The organism is Methylotenera sp. N17, from assembly GCF_000799155.1.
In the GTDB taxonomy this organism is placed as follows: Bacteria; Pseudomonadota; Gammaproteobacteria; order Burkholderiales; family Methylophilaceae; genus Methylophilus.
The window spans coordinates 2,176,880-2,194,680 of sequence record NZ_JUGE01000001.1 but is presented as its reverse complement, the minus strand read 5'-3'; the positions used below and the strand labels follow the sequence as shown (position 1 = coordinate 2,194,680).

Sequence of the window (17,801 nt, the reverse complement as noted above, 5' to 3'; positions counted from 1 at the left end):
ATTATTGAGATAAAACAAAAATCCTAAGCTGTAATATTAGCAGGAACTGTGCCAGCGAAAAATAGCTAAACACCGCATTAAACCGATAACGCACTAAAATAGCGATTTTTGTGATGAACCAAAATGGTGCGTAAAGATATTTTACGCACAAAAAAAGTGCAATGCATGCCTGGTGAATTTTTGCCTTCATTTTCGCGATATACTTGAAACTATCAGATAAAACTAAGCGATGTAAACGGGAGAGTGCTGATGGATAATCCATCTCAAATTTTAGAACTTGCGCATGAGCGCGCAAAACAAAACCAGATTGCTTATGCGGGTCTGCTGACGCCGCAGGAAACATTTGCAGTGTTACAAAATAATCCTGAAGCTATCTTGGTGGATGTGCGTTCACGTGCGGAGTTGGAGTTGGTAGGGCGTGTACCGCAATCTACCCATATTGAATGGGCATTTTATCCTGGAATGGTAGCAAACCCGGATTTTGCAACGCAACTACAGGCGAATATAGATAAAGGACTCACGGTCATCTTTATGTGTCGCACTGGTGGCCGTAGTCATAATGCGGCTGTATTGGCGCAACAACTCGGTTATCAAAAAGCCTACAACATGGTAGAGGGCTTTGAAGGTGAGGCCAATAGCCTGAAACAGCGCACGCTGATCAATGGTTGGCGTCATGCCGGGTTGCCTTGGACAAACTAAACGACAATAGGTAAAACAGATGGTAGATAAGTATGCAGTGATTGGCAACCCTATCGGGCACAGCAAATCGCCTATCATTCACAAAGCCTTTGCGGAGCAGACCGGTGAGGATATTAGTTACGAGGCGATACTGGCGCCACTAGATGGATTTGAAGCGACAATTCAATCATTGATTGCGCAGGGTTATAAAGGTGCGAATGTTACTGTGCCATTTAAGTTTGAAGCTTTAAATTTGGTTTATCCTAGCAATCGTGCTTTAGATGAAGTGGCCGTTAACACACTCAGATTTCTGGGTGGTGAGATTCGTGGCGATAGTACTGATGGTACGGGTCTGGTACGCGACATTCAGCAAAATTTAGGCATCACGATAGCAGGTAAACGAGTACTTCTTTTAGGCGCAGGCGGTGCAGCAGATGGAGTGCTGCAACCGTTACTTAATGAATTGCCGGCTTCGCTAGTGATTACTAATCGCACGGTGGATAAAGCGCAAACAATGGTAAAAAAAATATTGTCCAAAAACCATAACGCATTTTCCCTAACTGCATGTGCATTTGGTAATTTGTCAGATGCGCAATTTGATATTGTCATCAACGCCACCTCTACAGGCTTAACCGATACGGCCCTGCCTATTCCAAGCAGTGTATTTGCAAACGGCTGCATAGCTTACGACATGATGTATGGGCGTGAAACGCCTTTTATGAAACAAGCGCGAGAGGCGGGTGCGCAAGTGGCGGACGGCCTTGGGATGTTAGTTGAGCAAGCGGCAGAAGCGTTTTATATTTGGCGCGGTGTGCGTCCACGTACACAGCCAGTGATTCAGCAGTTGAGAAGCGCTTGATCCGCTGGTTTTTCAATAGCAAACCGAATGCGCGCGCTTTAGGCGTGGGTGGTTATTTCAAGCGCATACTGGCATTTATGTTGGTCTGGATTATTGTTTATCAGCTATGGATTTTTTTGCACATAGTCTGGTGGATTAAATTCAACCCCTCCACAAGTGCGTTTATGGAGGACCGTTTGGCGGTAATTCAGGAGAAAAATCCTGATGCCGAATTAAAATACAAATGGGTAGATTATCCGAAAATTTCCAACCATCTCAAGCGTGCTTTGGTTGCCAGCGAAGATGCAAAATTTGTTAACCACGAAGGTTTTGACTGGGAAGGCATTGAAAAGGCCTACGAGAAAAACCTGAAAAAAGGCAAACTGGTGGCTGGCGGCTCCACGATTAGCCAGCAACTGGCTAAGAATTTATTTTTATCGAGCAAACGCACACCTTGGCGCAAAGCAGAAGAAGCGCTGATTACTTTGATGTTAGAAAAAATGCTGAGCAAACGACGCATTTTGGAAATCTACTTGAATGTGATTGAGTGGGGTAATGGTGTGTTTGGGGCCGAGGCCGCAGCTAAACATTACTTCAAAACCAGCGCCGCTGGATTGAATCGCCAACAAGCGGCCAAGCTGGCAGCCATGGTGCCCAACCCGCGTTTTTATGATGATCACCGCAATACACGTTATTTAAACCGCAGAACAGCGACGATTCAAGCGCGTATGCGGTTTGCGGAAGTGCCTTAATACCCCATCTCATCACAACGGATTTGGGTCATAAACTGAATTGGTTTTTCCACTCTGTTATCCGGTTTAAATTCATTGAGATGCGTTAAAGTCTTAGGACAAACTGTCTATGGACCCAACAATAACATGAACGTAATTGACAATTTTTTAGATCAGATTAACCGCATGCCGATGCTACCAAAAGTAGTACAGGAAGTGGCCGCACAGCTCGACAATGAGGATGTGGATTTAAAAGCCCTCGCGGCCAGCATTAATCATGATCAGGTGTTGGCGGCGCGCGTACTGCGCATGTCTAACTCAGCTTATTTTGGCTGCAGCCGCAGTATTAAAACTGTAGAGGATGCAGTGGCGTTGATAGGCTTAGAAAATGTAGCAACACTTGTAGTAGCTTCTGGGGTTACCACTACTTTCACCAATGTGCCGGGGCTGAATTTACAGCATTTCTGGGTGCATAGTTTGGTCACCGCTAGTATTGCCCGTCAAATCAGCCGTGATTCAGGCTTGGACGCTGCCACTGCTTACATTGCTGGGTTGCTGCACAGCGTTGGTCAATTGCCTATTCATTTGGTGTTTCCTGCCGCCGGCGCACAAGTGACGGAGATGTGCCGTGGTCGCAGTGTGCTTGAGAGAAAAGCGGCAGAGCAATCGATCCTTGGTATTGATCATTGCCAGATTGGAGAGATGCTCGCCAAAATGTGGAACTTTCCGGAAGAGATTTTGTGCGTGTTGCGTCATTATCTAGAGCCATTTAAAGCGGGTGCGAGTGAGTTTGCGCCAGTGGTGTATGCGGCTGTCTATATTGCATCTGAGTTCGAGCGTGAAAAAACGGCAGCGGAAATTGCAGCTTCGTTAGACGCTGAGGTGATGCAGGCGCTTAACTGGAATGATGCAGATGCATTGATTGAGCGCATCGAGCACTACCGTATTTTTGTGCAAGAAGCACAAAGCTATTTATAACACTGCGCGTAACTACATCCACTAGCCAAGCATGGGCTTGAGGTATTTCCCCGTATAGCTTTGTTTAATTTCGGCCACAGCTTCCGGGGTGCCTACGCCCACCACCATACCGCCACCGTCACCGCCTTCTGGCCCCATATCAATAATCCAGTCTGCGGTTTTAATCACATCCAAGTTATGTTCAATAATGACGATGGTATTGCCCGCATCGCGTAAGCGATGAATCACATCCAGCAGTAATTGAATATCGGCAAAATGCAAACCAGTGGTCGGCTCATCTAGAATATAGAGCGTGCGGCCAGTATCGCGCTTGCTCAACTCCAACGCTAGCTTCACACGTTGCGCCTCACCACCGGATAACGTAGTGGCCGATTGGCCTAATGTGATATAGCCCAAACCAACATCTAATAATGTTTTTAGTTTGCGTTCAATCACAGGCTGCGCGTTAAAGAAAGTGTGCGCTTGCTCAACTGTCATCTCTAATACTTCGCGGATATTTTTACCTTTGAAGTTGATTTCCAATGTTTCGCGGTTATAGCGCTGGCCTTTGCAGACATCGCAAGGCACGTAGACGTCTGGTAGAAAGTGCATTTCCACACGAATCACACCGTCGCCTTGGCAAGCCTCGCAGCGCCCACCTTTTACGTTAAATGAATAGCGACCTGGCCCATAGCCACGCGCACGGCTTTCCGGTACCGCAGCGAATAAATCACGAATCGGTGTGAATAAGCCGGTATATGTTGCAGGGTTAGAGCGTGGTGTGCGGCCAATCGGGCTTTGGTCCACATCCACTACTTTATCAAAAAAAGCTAAGCCATCAATTTCGCCAAACGCTGCTGGTTCGGTATTGCTGCCGTACAAATGCTGGGCAACAACGCGGTACAGCGTGTCGTTAATTAGCGTAGATTTGCCGCTGCCGGAGACCCCAGTCACGCAAGTGAGCAATCCCACAGGGATTTCAACTGACACATCGCGCAGATTATTGCCAGTAGCATGCGTCAATTTCATCCAGCGTGCAGGGTCGGCTTTGGTGCGTGCTTTTTTGTATTCAATTTGCTTTTTGCCACTTAAATACTGCCCGGTGAGTGATTTGGGGTTGGCTTGAATTTGTGCAGGGGTACCCTCTGCCACAATCTGTCCGCCATGTTCACCTGCGCCCGGGCCAATGTCGACGACATAATCGGCCATCATAATGGCATCTTGGTCATGCTCGACCACAATGACACTATTGCCGATATCACGCAGGCGCTTGAGCGTATCTAATAAACGGTCATTGTCACGCTGGTGTAAGCCAATGGAAGGTTCATCTAGTACATACATCACACCGGTTAAGCCGCTACCGATTTGAGAGGCTAGGCGAATACGTTGCGCCTCTCCACCGGACAGCGTTTCAGCGGAGCGTGATAACGATAAGTACTCCAGACCCACATTGGTTAGAAATTTTAAGCGGTTCTCAATTTCTTTTACAATTTTGTCCGCAATCGCCAACTTAGCGCCATGCAGTTGTAAGGTTTCAAAGAAAGTAAGTGCTTGCTTGAGCGGCACTTCACAAATTTGATGGATGTTTTTCTCGCCCACTTTGACGTGTCTTGCTTCACGTCTTAAACGCGTGCCTGTGCAATCTGGGCAAGTGGTGGCATTGATGTACTTGGCCAACTCATCTCGCACAGCTGTGGAATCGCTTTCGCGATATCGGCGCTGCAAGTTATGAATGATCCCTTCAAAACTATGGGTTTTACCAAAAAACGTACCGCGTTCGTTGAGGTATTTAAATGTGATTTGCTCTTTACCAGAACCAAATAGCAGGATGTTTTGGATGTCCTCAGACAGTTCTTCAAAGGCAACTTCCAAATCAAAATTGTAGTGTTGGCTCAGGCTGGCCAACATCTGAAAGTAGAATTGATTGCGCTTATCCCACCCTTTAATGGCGCCGCTGGCGAGTGATAAATGTGGAAATGCCACGACCCGCTTTGGATCAAAGAAAGTGACATTGCCTAGACCATCACATTTCGGGCATGCGCCCATGGGGTTGTTAAAGCTGAATAGGCGAGGCTCTAATTCAGCAAGTGAGTAATCACAAACCGGGCAAGAGAATTTGGCTGAGAATAAGTGTTCTTTCTCGTTATCCATCTCCAAGGCGATGGCTTTACCATCAGCCAAGCGCAGCGCGGTCTCGATAGATTCCGCAATCCGTTGTTTCATATCCTCGCGTACTTTTAAGCGATCCACCACTACGTCTACACTGTGTTTAGTGGTTTTAGCTAATTGCGGCAACGCATCCATTTCATAAATTTTGCCGTCAACACGTAAGCGTACAAAGCCTTGTGCTTTGAGTTCGTCAAACAAATCTAACTGTTCACCTTTACGGTTGGACACCACTGGTGCCAACACCATAAGTTTGGTGTCTTCGGGCAATTTCAAAATGGCATCCACCATTTGCGAAACAGTTTGTGCTTCTAGCTTAATGCCGTGATCCGGACATTCCGGATCGCCGGCACGCGCAAATAGTAACCTTAAGTAATCATGAATCTCTGTAACGGTACCCACAGTAGAGCGCGGGTTGTGCGAGGTGGATTTTTGCTCAATGGAAATAGCGGGCGATAAGCCTTCAATGAGATCGACATCCGGCTTGTCCATGCGTGCCAAGAATTGGCGTGCGTAAGCAGACAAACTTTCCACGTAGCGGCGTTGTCCCTCAGCGTATAGCGTATCGAAGGCTAAGCTAGATTTCCCGGAGCCGGATAAGCCAGTAATCACTACCAGTTGATTACGCGGAATATCCAGTGAAACGTTCTTGAGATTGTGGGTGCGCGCACCGCGGATTTTAATAAATTCCATGATACTTTAACGAAAAGTGAGGCAACCTGATAATATACGCAATTATTCGAAAGACTTCCAAATATTAATGCAGTTTTCAGAAAAAATGACGCGCACAGAACTTCGCGCGACAGTCAGTTTGGCTTCCATTTACGGTTTACGTATGTTGGGCATGTTTTTGATTTTGCCCATTTTTGCCATTTACGCAGAAAAATTAGAGGGTGGTAGTAACCACACACTTATCGGTTTAGCGCTGGGTGCCTATGGTTTGATGCAAGTGCTATTGCAATTGCCTTTCGGCATGGCTTCAGATCGTTTTGGTCGCAAACGTTTAATTTATGTTGGCCTGATTTTATTTGCAGTGGGTAGCGTGGTTGCCGCGCTTTCACACACTATTTATGGCGTGATTCTTGGGCGTGCCATTCAGGGTGCGGGTGCTATTTCCGCTGTGGTGACAGCGCTGGTGGCAGACTCCACGCGTGAAGAGCACCGTACCAAAGCCATGGCCATGATAGGCGCCACGATCGGTTTGACGTTTGCAGTGTCGCTGGTAGCCGGGCCTATTTTCAATCAATGGATTGGCGTTCCGGGTATTTTCTGGATGACGGGTGTTCTTTCTTTACTGGCAATTTTGGTGGTCAAATATGCAGTGCCCACGCCGTTGCACAGCGGGTTTCACTCAGATGCACAAGCGGCGCCTAGCCTGATGAAAGATGTGCTGAAAGACAGCCAATTGCTGCGCTTGAATTTTGGTACGTTTTGTCTGCATGGCGCGCAAATGGCGATGTTTATTGTGGTGCCATTCGCGTTAAAAGAGACGAGCGGCATGAGTGAGAACTTACATTGGCAGGTGTACTTGCCAGTATTGATGCTCTCGTTTCTGCTGATGGTGCCAGCCATTATTTATGCAGAGAAAAAGGCCAAGCTTAAACCGGTGTTTATTGCTGCGGTTGGCTTGATGTTTGCGGCACAATTGATTTTTGCCTACAACATTCACCACTTTTGGGGCATTGTGACTTCATTGGTGGTGTACTTTGTCGCATTCAATATTTTAGAAGCCTCACTGCCTTCACTCATTTCAAAGATGGCACCGGCTGCGGCCAAAGGTACGGCAATGGGGGTGCATAATACGGCCCAGTCATTTGGCATGTTTTTAGGGGCAACGGTGGGCGGTTATTTATCGCATCGCTTTGATTATGCTGCTGTGTTTTTGTTTTGCGCGGCGCTGATGATGATTTGGTTTCTATTAGCACTTGGCATGAAAACACCCCTCAGCGTGAAGACAAAGATGTATCATATGCAAGGATTTGACGGCGCACAGGCGAGCAGTTTGCAGCAGCAAGTGGCTGTGCTCGCCGGTGTGCATGAAGCGGTTGCTATTGCGCAAGAGCACATGTTGATTGTGAAATTGAATAATCAATTGCCAGAAGCAACGCAAATAGAGACAGAACAAACGATATTAAAACTGATAGGGAGCAAATAATGGCATCAGTCAATAAAGTAATTTTGGTGGGTAACTTAGGGCGCGATCCGGAAGTGCGCTACATGCCGAATGGTGAAGCGGTAGCTAACTTTAGTATTGCCACTACGGATAATTGGAAAGATAAATCCGGCGTAAAACAAGAAAAAACGGAATGGCACAATATTGTCATGTACCGTCGTTTGGCTGAAATTGCGGGTGAGTATTTGAAAAAAGGTCGCCCTGTGTATGTCGAAGGCCGTTTGCAAACGCGTAAATGGGAAAAAGATGGCGTGACACGCTACACCACTGAAATCGTGGCAGACCAAATGCAAATGCTGGGCAGTGGCCGTGATGGCGGCAGTGCCAGCTATGATGGTGATATGGGACAAGGCTCAGGACCAGAGGACTACAGCCAAGCACCGCCAAGAGCCAGCGCACCTGCACAAGCGCCTGCAGCAAAGCCAGCGGGTGGTAGCAATTTTGATGACTTTGATGACGATATCCCGTTTTGATTGGATAGCGTGTATGAATAAAAGCCCACACATGTTGTGGGCTTTTTGTTGGAGGCTACCTGCCAAGCACAATGCTGCCCGTCAGTGCATGTGTCTGGCCGATATTAAACCCATATTGAATGCCTGCCCGCTCGGCAGCAGGTCCAATGAACCTCCCGACAATGGTGGCCAGATTACCGCTGGCGTCTCGCATCACGCCATTGCAGCCGGCAATACAGCCAATATTGTTGAAGTTTGAAGTGATGGAGCCATTGTTAGCGAATTCGGCCGATCCTGCCGTCAAGGTATTGTTGCCTGCTAGTGTGTAAGTGAGTGGGCCGAGCGGAATGTTAAGGCCGTAACTATAAGCATAGGTAGCAAAGTTAACGCTCAAGCTTCCGGTCACCGTATTAGCAGTGCCTATAGCAACTGTTCGGCCTTGATTGCCTAGTACTGGCGCGGTAGAGGCCAGTACGTTGTATTGCAGAGGTGTGTTCAGATTAGCGAGCTGCAACAGGTTTGCGGGCTGTGTTGCGTCACCAGCAATATAGCTGAGCAATCCTACATTCTGATTGTTGATGCTGCCCCTGACTTGTCCCATGCTGACAAAGGCATCGCTATAAAAGTCATTAAGATTGGCTGCAATCAATTGTAAGTCTATGTCTTGCGTTTGGTAACGGCTGAGATTGTTGTTGGCGTTGCTGGCAAGTGTGCCATCCAGCAAGGCGTAGTTAACTGCTCCCTGCTGCATAATGCCGCTAAGCAAAATATCCGTTTGAGTGTTGGTGGTTGGCGCATTCGGATCTGGCGGTGTGCCTGGTGGATTATTGCCGGTGCCAGAAAGGTCGGTGAGCGAGGCTTGCATCACGCTGTCCGTGACCACGGCACTGATCCTGTCTTTACCTAAGTGCTCGGCTTGTACATACACGGGTTTGCTGACTGAAGGTGGTGCGGTGCTAATGTTGGCCGTCTCATGCGTATGCTGTGGCTGGCTTTGTTTGCTTGATGTGCTGATGGATTGCCCTGCAATAGCATTGCGGCAGCCGCCAGCATTGCATACATCTACACTGCCTTGTTGGGTGGTCATGACAAGCTTATTGCCCAGAAATATTGCAGTGAATTGCGTGCCGCGGATGCCGATGGTGGCCACTGGCGTAGCAAGTTGATAGCGGTCAGGTGTTTGATGGCCAATCAATCCACTGACTGCGCGCAACCCGCCTTTAATTAGCTCGGTAAAGGCGTACTCTGTACCGTCTTGTGCGCCAGAGAAGCTGTATTGATTGATTTTATAGATGGTTTCGGGCTGTAGTGAAATTTTTCCGCCATCAATAAACCCGATTTGTACGCGTCCATCTTTAGTGTCTATGGTGTCGCCATTAAGTACGGCATCGTGCTGAAAAATGGGGTGCACAGATTGATCGGCGCGCGTGATGATGGCATTGCCGCTTTTAAACAAAATAGTGCCTGCGGACTGCGCCTCTGCCAGCGGTGGCAGCATTAAGGCAATCATTAACCATCCAATGTCAGTAAGAGCGTGCTGAAGGCTTTTCATCGACGTGTCCTCACTTCAAGCATGACTACGCTTTAAAAATAATTATCAATAAAACATAAAATAATTATCAATGAAACAATTACTTAACATCAGTTATAATAGCGCTCTTGTTGATTTTAATACACCGAATCTATTCATCTTTTAAAATAAATAGTCATCCATATGCCGATTTACGATTATCAATGTACAAGTTGTGGTTTTAAACAAGAAGTGATGCGCAAAGTCAGTGCACCTAGCGTTGAGAGTTGCCCGCAATGTCAAACCTTGGCATTTTCCAAACAATTATCCGCACCAAGTTTTCAGCTCACTGGTAGCGGATGGTATGCCACTGATTTTAAAAATAAAAATAACGGATCGACCAAGTCTCCAGAGTCAACACCAACAGAAAGTGAATCCAAGCCAGCCGCATGTAATCCAGGTTGCGCCTGCCATTAGGGTCTGTTTATGATTAAAAAATACTTCTTCACAGGTTTGCTCGTCTTGGTGCCGTTGATTATCACGGTATGGGTGCTGGCCACTTTAATTAATACCTTAGACCAAAGCTTGCTGCTATTACCCGCCGCTTGGCGCCCAAAAGAGTTCTTAGGGCAGGATATACCTGGCTTTGGTGTAGTGCTGACCTTGGTGACGATTTTTGTGACCGGCTTAATTGCCACCAATATTTTCGGGCAGCAGTTGATTGCGTTGTGGGAGGGCTTGCTCTCACGCGTGCCAGTGGTCAAATCCATTTACTCTAGCGTTAAACAAGTGTCCGATACCTTGTTTTCAGATTCTGGCAATGCCTTCCGTAAAGCCTTATTAGTGCAATACCCACGCCAAGGCAGTTGGACCATCGCGTTTTTAACGGGTACCCCCAGTGGCGATGTAGTTAACCATTTGCACGGTGAGTATGTCAGCGTATACGTGCCCACTACGCCTAACCCAACTTCCGGTTTCTTTTTAATGATGCCAAAATCAGACGTCATTGAGCTTGATATGAGCGTAGATCAAGCGCTTAAATATATTATTTCGATGGGGGTTGTTGCCCCTAACGAAGTACCGCCAAAAATTTTAACCGACTATACAGATTAACTTAATTACATTAACGAAGAACTATGATGCGTACACATTACTGCGGGCACTTAAACCGCGAACATATTGGTCAAACTGTTACCCTTTGTGGTTGGGCGCATCGCCGCCGCGATCACGGGGGTGTGATTTTTATTGATTTGCGCGACCGTGAAGGCATGGCGCAGATTGTGATTGACCCAGATACCAAAGAAGCGTTTGCAGCAGCAGAAACGGTACGCAATGAGTTTGTGCTCAAAGTGGTATGTAAAGTACGCGCACGCCCAGAAGGCACCGTGAATCCGAATATTCCAACCGGTGAGGTGGAAATGTTGGCGACCGAGATTGAAATCCTCAATCCATCCCTCACACCACCGTTTATGCTGGACGACGACAACCTCACAGAGACTGTGCGTTTAGAGCATCGTTATATTGATTTACGTCGCCCCGCCATGCAAAAGAATTTAATGCTGCGTTACAAAGTGGCTAAAAATCTGCGTGATTACTTAGACGAAAATGGCTTTATTGAAGTAGAAACACCGATGTTAACGCGCTCAACGCCAGAAGGCGCGCGTGATTATTTGGTGCCTTCGCGTGTGCATCATGGCCAGTTCTTTGCATTGCCGCAATCACCGCAATTGTTTAAACAATTATTGATGGTGTCTGGTTTTGATCGCTATTTCCAAATCACCAAATGTTTCCGCGATGAAGACTTACGTGCTGATCGTCAGCCAGAATTTACGCAAGTGGATATCGAGACTTCTTTCTTAGAAGAAAACGACATCATGGACATCGTCGAAGAGATGATCCGTCGCATGCTCAAGAAAATTCAAAATGTCGATTTGCCTGCTGCGTTCCCACGCATGAGCTTCGCGGAGGCCATGAACCGTTACGGCTCAGACAAGCCAGATATGCGCGTGACCTTAGAAATTACCGAGCTTTCAGATGTGATGAAAGACGTGGACTTTAAAGTGTTTGCGGGCGCTGCCAACATGGCGGGTGGCCGTGTTGCCGCTCTGCGCGTGCCAAACGGCGCTGCCATTAGCCGTTCTGAAATCGATGCGTATACTGAATTTGTCAAAATCTACGGCGCTAAAGGCTTGGCGTACATCAAGATTAATGACATTACCAAATTGAACGAGGAAGGTTTACAAAGCCCTATCGTCAAAAACATTCATGTGAATGCTTTGCAAGCCATCATTGAGCGCACAGGTGCACAGAACGGTGACATCGTATTCTTTGGTGCTGACAAATTGAAAGTCGTGAACGAAGCATTAGGCGCATTGCGCTTAAAAGTCGGCCACGATAAAGGTCACGTCGATGGTCGTGCTTGGGCGCCATTGTGGGTGGTGGATTTCCCTATGTTCGAACACGATGAAGAAAATGACCGCTGGGTGGCCTTGCATCACCCGTTCACTGCACCTAAAGATGGTCACGAAGACTTGCTCGTTTCTAACCCGGGTGCGGCACTGTCAAAAGCGTACGACATGGTACTCAATGGCTGGGAAGTGGGCGGCGGTTCTGTGCGTATTCACAAATCAGACGTGCAATCCAAAGTATTTGATGCATTGAAAATCAGCAAAGAAGAAGCGCAAGAGAAGTTCGGCTTCTTGCTGGATGCCTTGCAATATGGTGCACCTCCACATGGTGGCTTAGCATTTGGCTTGGACCGTTTAGTGACGTTGATGGCTGGCGCCGAGTCTATCCGTGATGTAATTGCTTTCCCAAAAACACAACGTGCACAGTGTTTAATGACCAATGCGCCAAATGAAGTGGATGAGAAACAATTAAGGGAGCTGCATATTCGCGTTCGCACCCAAAACACGGCGGCTTAATATGTGCTTGCTTGCACAGATTTTGTGGCAGGCATTTGTTGTATTAGTTGGTCATGTATTCGCGCTTGCGTCTTCCCGATGCAGCGCGTTTTTCTTTGCAAAGTGACGCGTTTGTAGACTGCTCATGCATCTCAAGTCATTAATCCGCACTATCCCCCATTACCCTAAACAGGGCATCATGTTTCGCGACATTACTACCCTGCTGAAAGACCCAAAGGGTTTGCAGCTGTTGGTAGATGGCCTTGCAGGGCATTATGCTCATCAAAAAATTGATAAAATTGTTGGGATAGAAGCGCGTGGTTTTGTGATTGGTGCCGCGGTGGCTTACAAATTGGGTGTAGGGTTTGTGCCGATTAGAAAATCAGGCAAGTTGCCTGGACAAACCTTTCAGCAGGAATATGCACTGGAGTACGGCAGTGATGTGATGGAGATACATCAGGATGCAATAGTGGCCGGTGAAAGCGTTCTGCTAGTGGATGATTTGATTGCGACAGGTGGCACTGCCATGGCCGCAGTCAGCTTAATCGATCAGTTGGGTGGCATCATCGCTGGATGCGCATTCGTGATCGATTTACCTGATTTAGGTGGTATGCAACGATTGCAGCACTTGGGCTTACCAACATTTGCGCTATGTCAATTTGAAGGCGAGTAATTGTTTATACTATACTGCTGGGCTTATGCAGCACTTTCGCAGTACTTTTAATCATCATCGGATAAGAATATGCCAGTGACCGAAATCAATCATGTGAATTTTCGCTCTGACCGCGAGACCATGCACAAGTTAAAAGACTTTTACTGTGACATTATCGGGCTTACGGTAGGCAAGCGCGTCGCCAGTACTACTTATGGTTACTGGCTGTGTGTTGGTAATAATGACGTGGTGCATCTGGCTGAATATAAAACGCCAACGGCGCCAGTACTACATGTGCATGGCACTTATGACCATGTGTCATTTACTTGCACCGATATGCCAGCAATGGAAGCGCATTTAACAGCACACAATGTGCCTTATACCAGCAGAACGCTCGCCAGCGGTACCAAGCAAATCAACTTGAAAGACCCGGCAGGTAATGGTGTGGAGTTAAACTTTGAGGAGTATGCTGATCCTAACTATGTGATGCGTCCTTCCGGTGATCCTAACGCACCTGTGTAATGTGTAGGCCGCAGTGTGATGCCGGTCACAGACTTCATGTGGCGATAAACTAAAATAGCATCACGTTATCTAACATAATATTTGAGCAGTTTTTAAGATACGTTACAGCATAAGAACATAGACAAAAGTGAAACAGGGGTAGTGTATGAAGCTAAATCGATTATGGATTGTGACAGCAATATCTGCTAGTGTGCTGGCCGGTATGACGGGCATTGCGCATGCTGAAGCGGACCCTAAATTATGGTCTGTGGTAAAAGAGGCGTTCTTTGCCAAACGCGATATTCAAGAGGTCGATTTTATTAAGATAGATGCGCCGCGCCGCGCCGAAAGTGGTGCGCAAGTGCCAGTGACATTTAGCTACGACAAAGCGGCTGCCAATGGCGTGGATATTAAGAAAATCTACGTGTTGGTGGATGCAAACCCAATTCAATTAGCCTCGACTTACCATCTCACCGATCTGTTGGGTAATTTCATCATGGAAACACGTATCCGTATGGAAACCGATTCGTATGTCCGCTTAGTGGGTGAGACGGCAGATGGTAAGTTGTATATGGCCAAGCGTGAGATTCGTGCAGCTGGTGGATGTGGTGGCACTGTGGACAATGACGAAGCTGCTGTACGCGCAGAAGCCGGTAAAATCAAAATGAACGTAGAAAGCCCTGTGCAGTTTGGTAGTCCCAACCAAGCCGTATTTAATATTCGCCATGTGATGCGTACTGGTTTGCAGCGTGATTTGGTATCACAAGGTTTTGTGCCAGCCTTTTATATCAATAAAACCGCATTTACTTACAATGGTAAACCAGTGATGACGGTAGATGTAGGTGTGGGTACCAGTGAGAATCCCTATATGAAATTTAAATTTACGCCAGATGCGCCTGGCAAGTTAGAAGTGGTGGCGACCGATAATGAGGGTAAGGTGTTTTCTCAAGCCATCGATGTCAAGGGATAGAAGAAAAGGGTGATACAAACGTGTCATTCAGGCCTCTACGGAGGCCTTTTTTTATGGTGTTGAGTGCTAGAATAAATAAAACTTTGGAGGAGATGAAAAATGAAAAGTTATCGTAAGGAGCTATGGTTTAATATTCCAGCACGCATGGATTTTAAAAATATTACGGCTGATGTAGAAGCCTGTTTGCGAGAAAGTGGCATCAAAGAAGGCTTAGCCTTGATTAATGCCATGCATATTTCTGCCAGTGTATTTATTAATGACGACGAGCGCGGCTTGCACCACGATTACAAGGTGTGGCTAGAGAAACTTGCGCCGCATGAGCCGGTTAGTGGTTATCGCCATAACGACACCGGTGAGGATAACGCAGATGCGCATATCAAGCGCCAAATCATGGGGCGTGAAGTCATGGTGGCGGTGACTGAAGGTAAGTTAGATTTTGGGCCGTGGGAGCAGATTTTTTACGGTGAGTTTGACGGCAGGCGTAACAAGCGCGTATTGATTAAAATCATTGGTGAGTAGTTAAGTTTTATTACAAATATGCCAATAAAAAAGGGAGCAATGCTCCCTTTTTTAGTATGAACAAAATTATTTGTTCATTACGTACATAGTGACTTCAAAGCCAAAACGCATTTCAGTAGCTGCTGGTGCTGTCCACATAATAGTCTCCTTATTTGATTAACATTCACGGCTGCAAATGCATGTCCGTGTGAAGCATTATGCAGCGTTCGTGTACTGCCAAACAGACGCCATTCATGATAAAGCTATCATGTAAATCATGAGCACTGGCTAAGGATGCAGCCGTATCCACCTAATTACCTTGAATATAATTTTCCAATTGTTCGATCAGGCCTTGTTGGTAAGCAATGGTTTCCTTCAACAAGTCTCCTACCGACAGCATGCCCAAAATCGTACCGTTTTCCACAATCGGCAAGTGGCGAATGCGTCTATCGCTCATGGTTTGCATGGCACTGTCCACTAAATCTTGCGGGCTGGCGGAAATGACTTTGGCGGTCATGACCTCGTTAATCAGTGTAGTTCTGGAGGAGCGGCCTTTGAGCACCACTTCACGTGCGTAATCACGCTCCGAGAAAATGCCGACCAATTGACCTTCATCGATGACAGCGAGTGCGCCAATTTTGTATTCTGCCAAAATCACCAATGCATCAAATACCGGGCGGTTGGGTGCAATACTAATCACTTCTTGATGCTTTTTTTCATTCAAAATTTGTTTGAGTGTTTTCATGATGTCTCCCCCAGCGAGTGCGCACATTTAAATATACTCCGATAAAAATTTTAGCCAATATCCCGCCATTAAAAATATTGCACTTGACATAGTTAGGAAGCTAACTATAATGATGCTAATCATGCTACAACTTAGAGATCTCCCTACCCCAGAAGTCTTGGAAAAATTCGCCGAGCGCTATCCAGATGCGGATGTGACGGCGATTGCCAGCTTTCTAAATCTGCTGCGGGTGGCTACCGAACTATCGTTGGCATTAGATGCCTGCCTAAGCAAACATGATTTGTTGCAAGGGCGCTGGTGGGTGCTTATTTTGTTGATGCGAGAAGAAAACGTATCGTCCACACCCTCCATCTTGGCTGAGAAAACGGGTGTCACGCGCGCCACAATGACTGGCCTGATTGATAGCTTAGAACAAGGCGGTTTGGTGGTCAGGGTGTTCGATAAAGCAGACCGACGCAGTGTGATTATTCGATTAACCGATGCAGGCCAAGCCAAACTAGATGTGGTGATGCCGGATTACTATCGCCGGTTGAGGCAATGCATGCAGGGGCTAGATGCCACTAAGCGTGAAGAATTAAACAATATATTAGGTTTGATCCAACTGGGGATTCCAGCACTGATTTAAATGAACCGTTCTAACTCAATGAAAGTAAAGGAAACATAATGCAAACTATTCAAGCAGAAATTCAAGCTATCAATGCGCAATTTGATCAGGCGTTTAATGCCAAAAACGCAGCTGAAATCGGCAGGCTTTATGATGTCAATGCAACAGTGATGCCAGCGCCAGCCGGTGCACCAGTGGATGGTGCGCAGGCGATTCAAGTATTTTTTGACGGGCTGATTCAGGCAGGGGTCGTTGAACATCAGCTGACATTGACAGAAGCGGTTGCCGATGGAAACCTTGCGTATCAACGTGGCAATTGGGCGGCGGCAATGTTCAATGCAGATGGCACTAAACAAACATTTGGCGGCAATGTGCATTTGGTATACCGGAAACAAAGTGATGGTGGTTGGAAAGCAGTGACCCATATCTGGAATTAACCGGACATGTTGTAGTACTTAATGATTGGACATTCAATGGAGAATAGCACCAAACAAAATATTAGCGCCATGATTGCACTGATTGTGCTCACCTTAATTTGGGGTTACAACTGGGTAGTGATGAAGAGCGCCTTGCAATATGCGGGGCCTTTTCAATTTGCTGCCATGCGTACGTTTTTTGGGGCCATTGTGCTATTTGTCGTGATCTATTTAACCAAACGTCCGATGGGGTTGAAAGAGTTCCCCACCATGCTGGTGCTAGGCCTGTTGCAAACGGTGGGCTTTACCGGTGTGTTGCTGTGGGCATTGGTAGAAGGCGGCGCTGGAAAAACTGCAGTGCTCACCTATACCATGCCGTTTTGGGTGATGCTATTTGCTTGGCCCATGTTGGGTGAAAAAGTACAAGGTTGGCAGTGGTTAGCCGTCATTTCAGCGGTGTTTGGCATGGTGCTGATTTTTGATCCATTGCATATCAAAGCCGATGGCTTCAGTATGTTTTTGGCCATTTTCTCAGGGGTATCGTGGGCGTTATCTGCCATTATTTCAAAAAAATTGCATCGCCGTAGCCCGGAGTTGGACTTACTCAATTTAACTGCCTGGCCAATGTTGTTGGGGTCTATCCCCATGGTGTTGATCGCTTTTTTGGTACCGGCGGCACCTATTCAATGGACTGGTTATTTGATTGGCTCAGTGCTGTTTAATGTATTTTTAAGTGGCGCCTTGGCATGGCTATTATGGCTATATGCATTACAAATACTGCCAGCTGGCGTGGCTAGTATGACGAGTATGCTCGCACCAGTCATTGGTGTGATTGCGGCATGGATACAGCTAAACGAAGTGCCGAATAGCTATGAGCTGATTGGTATGCTGCTCATTTCGCTGGCCTTGGTGCAAATATCTGTGATCACCATGCGTAAACATAAGCCAGTCGATTGCGCCGAAGGGCAAGAGCTTTAGAGATTTTGCCAAACACTGAGGCATGCGCA

Annotated in this window: 20 protein-coding genes; 16 read left to right on the top strand and 4 right to left on the bottom strand. The window is 46.9% G+C overall.

All coding sequences use genetic code 11. The annotated features are described in order from the left end of the window. The first annotated feature begins 249 nt into the window (after positions 1-249). The 4 genes from FG11_RS10450 to FG11_RS10435 all read left to right on the top strand — a co-directional run bounded on the left by FG11_RS10450 (position 250) and on the right by FG11_RS10435 (position 3,225). Positions 250-699 (top strand): rhodanese-like domain-containing protein, encoded by a 450-nt coding sequence (locus FG11_RS10450; RefSeq protein ID WP_025225009.1) that lies wholly within the window; start codon positions 250-252, stop codon positions 697-699. Between the two features lie 19 nt (positions 700-718). Then, positions 719-1,537 carry a shikimate dehydrogenase gene (gene aroE / locus FG11_RS10445; protein ID WP_047534905.1) on the top strand — a complete coding sequence of 273 codons (819 nt, stop codon included), beginning with the start codon at positions 719-721 and terminating at the stop codon, positions 1,535-1,537. Next, a complete protein-coding gene (mtgA, locus tag FG11_RS10440) occupies positions 1,534-2,268 on the top strand; it encodes a monofunctional biosynthetic peptidoglycan transglycosylase (RefSeq protein WP_047534902.1) in 735 nt (244 codons plus the stop codon). The genes aroE and mtgA overlap by 4 nt, the downstream gene beginning before the upstream one ends. Before the next feature lie 126 nt (positions 2,269-2,394). Further along, positions 2,395-3,225 (top strand): HDOD domain-containing protein, encoded by an 831-nt coding sequence (locus FG11_RS10435; protein ID WP_047534900.1) that lies wholly within the window; start codon positions 2,395-2,397, stop codon positions 3,223-3,225. Between the two features lie 21 nt (positions 3,226-3,246). On the opposite strand, the gene uvrA is transcribed toward FG11_RS10435, so the two are convergent. Continuing rightward, a complete protein-coding gene (gene uvrA / locus FG11_RS10430; protein WP_020183018.1) occupies positions 3,247-6,063 on the bottom strand; it encodes an excinuclease ABC subunit UvrA in 2,817 nt (938 codons plus the stop codon). 67 nt (positions 6,064-6,130) lie between these two features. On the opposite strand from uvrA, the gene FG11_RS10425 reads away from it, so the two are divergent. After that, positions 6,131-7,525 carry an MFS transporter gene (locus FG11_RS10425; protein ID WP_025225005.1) on the top strand — a complete coding sequence of 465 codons (1,395 nt, stop codon included), beginning with the start codon at positions 6,131-6,133 and terminating at the stop codon, positions 7,523-7,525. Next, the gene (locus FG11_RS10420; protein ID WP_020183016.1) at positions 7,525-8,016 is read left to right on the top strand and encodes a single-stranded DNA-binding protein; all 492 of its coding nucleotides are present in this window, start codon (positions 7,525-7,527) and stop codon (positions 8,014-8,016) included. Before FG11_RS10425 ends, FG11_RS10420 begins: the two co-directional genes overlap by 1 nt. Before the next feature lie 55 nt (positions 8,017-8,071). Here FG11_RS10420 and FG11_RS13315 read toward each other — a convergent pair whose 3' ends face one another. Then, a complete protein-coding gene (locus FG11_RS13315) occupies positions 8,072-9,505 on the bottom strand; it encodes a FecR family protein (RefSeq protein ID WP_052185024.1) in 1,434 nt (477 codons plus the stop codon). A 204-nt stretch (positions 9,506-9,709) separates the two neighbouring features. Between FG11_RS13315 and FG11_RS10410 the strand changes: the two genes are divergently transcribed. The 7 genes from FG11_RS10410 to FG11_RS10380 all read left to right on the top strand — a co-directional run bounded on the left by FG11_RS10410 (position 9,710) and on the right by FG11_RS10380 (position 15,050). Continuing rightward, complete coding sequence (locus FG11_RS10410; RefSeq protein ID WP_020183014.1) at positions 9,710-9,982, top strand: FmdB family zinc ribbon protein; 273 nt, start codon at positions 9,710-9,712, stop codon at positions 9,980-9,982. A gap of 12 nt (positions 9,983-9,994) precedes the next feature. Next, entirely contained in the window at positions 9,995-10,618 is a 624-nt protein-coding gene (locus FG11_RS10405) for a DUF502 domain-containing protein (RefSeq protein WP_025225003.1), read from the top strand. 23 nt (positions 10,619-10,641) lie between these two features. After that, positions 10,642-12,429, top strand: coding sequence for an aspartate--tRNA ligase (gene aspS / locus FG11_RS10400; protein ID WP_020183012.1), 1,788 nt, complete (start codon positions 10,642-10,644; stop codon positions 12,427-12,429). Positions 12,430-12,553: 124 nt separating this feature from the next. Then, positions 12,554-13,081: an adenine phosphoribosyltransferase gene (locus FG11_RS10395; RefSeq protein ID WP_025225002.1), complete on the top strand. Its 528-nt coding sequence runs from the start codon at positions 12,554-12,556 to the stop codon at positions 13,079-13,081. A gap of 69 nt (positions 13,082-13,150) precedes the next feature. Continuing rightward, a complete protein-coding gene (locus FG11_RS10390; RefSeq protein WP_025225001.1) occupies positions 13,151-13,582 on the top strand; it encodes a VOC family protein in 432 nt (143 codons plus the stop codon). Between the two features lie 145 nt (positions 13,583-13,727). Continuing rightward, positions 13,728-14,531, top strand: coding sequence for a quinoprotein dehydrogenase-associated SoxYZ-like carrier (locus tag FG11_RS10385; RefSeq protein WP_025225000.1), 804 nt, complete (start codon positions 13,728-13,730; stop codon positions 14,529-14,531). A 99-nt stretch (positions 14,532-14,630) separates the two neighbouring features. Next, positions 14,631-15,050, top strand: coding sequence for a secondary thiamine-phosphate synthase enzyme YjbQ (locus FG11_RS10380; RefSeq protein WP_020183008.1), 420 nt, complete (start codon positions 14,631-14,633; stop codon positions 15,048-15,050). A 66-nt stretch (positions 15,051-15,116) separates the two neighbouring features. Here the strand turns inward: FG11_RS10380 and pqqA are convergent, their stop codons facing one another. After that, complete coding sequence (gene pqqA, locus FG11_RS13495) at positions 15,117-15,188, bottom strand: pyrroloquinoline quinone precursor peptide PqqA (protein WP_019899917.1); 72 nt, start codon at positions 15,186-15,188, stop codon at positions 15,117-15,119. A gap of 151 nt (positions 15,189-15,339) precedes the next feature. Beyond that, on the bottom strand, positions 15,340-15,774 hold the full coding sequence (locus tag FG11_RS10375; RefSeq protein WP_020183007.1) for a CBS domain-containing protein: 435 nt from the start codon (positions 15,772-15,774) through the stop codon (positions 15,340-15,342). 121 nt (positions 15,775-15,895) lie between these two features. On the opposite strand from FG11_RS10375, the gene FG11_RS10370 reads away from it, so the two are divergent. From FG11_RS10370 to FG11_RS10360, 3 genes are read left to right on the top strand one after another with little or no spacing between them, the layout of a single operon-like run. Then, positions 15,896-16,399, top strand: coding sequence for a MarR family winged helix-turn-helix transcriptional regulator (locus tag FG11_RS10370; RefSeq protein ID WP_026361825.1), 504 nt, complete (start codon positions 15,896-15,898; stop codon positions 16,397-16,399). Positions 16,400-16,437: 38 nt separating this feature from the next. Then, positions 16,438-16,815, top strand: a complete 378-nt coding sequence (locus tag FG11_RS10365) for a YybH family protein (RefSeq protein WP_047534898.1) — start codon at positions 16,438-16,440, stop codon at positions 16,813-16,815. A 36-nt stretch (positions 16,816-16,851) separates the two neighbouring features. Then, on the top strand, positions 16,852-17,772 hold the full coding sequence (locus tag FG11_RS10360; protein WP_020183004.1) for a DMT family transporter: 921 nt from the start codon (positions 16,852-16,854) through the stop codon (positions 17,770-17,772). Positions 17,773-17,801 lie beyond the last annotated feature (29 nt).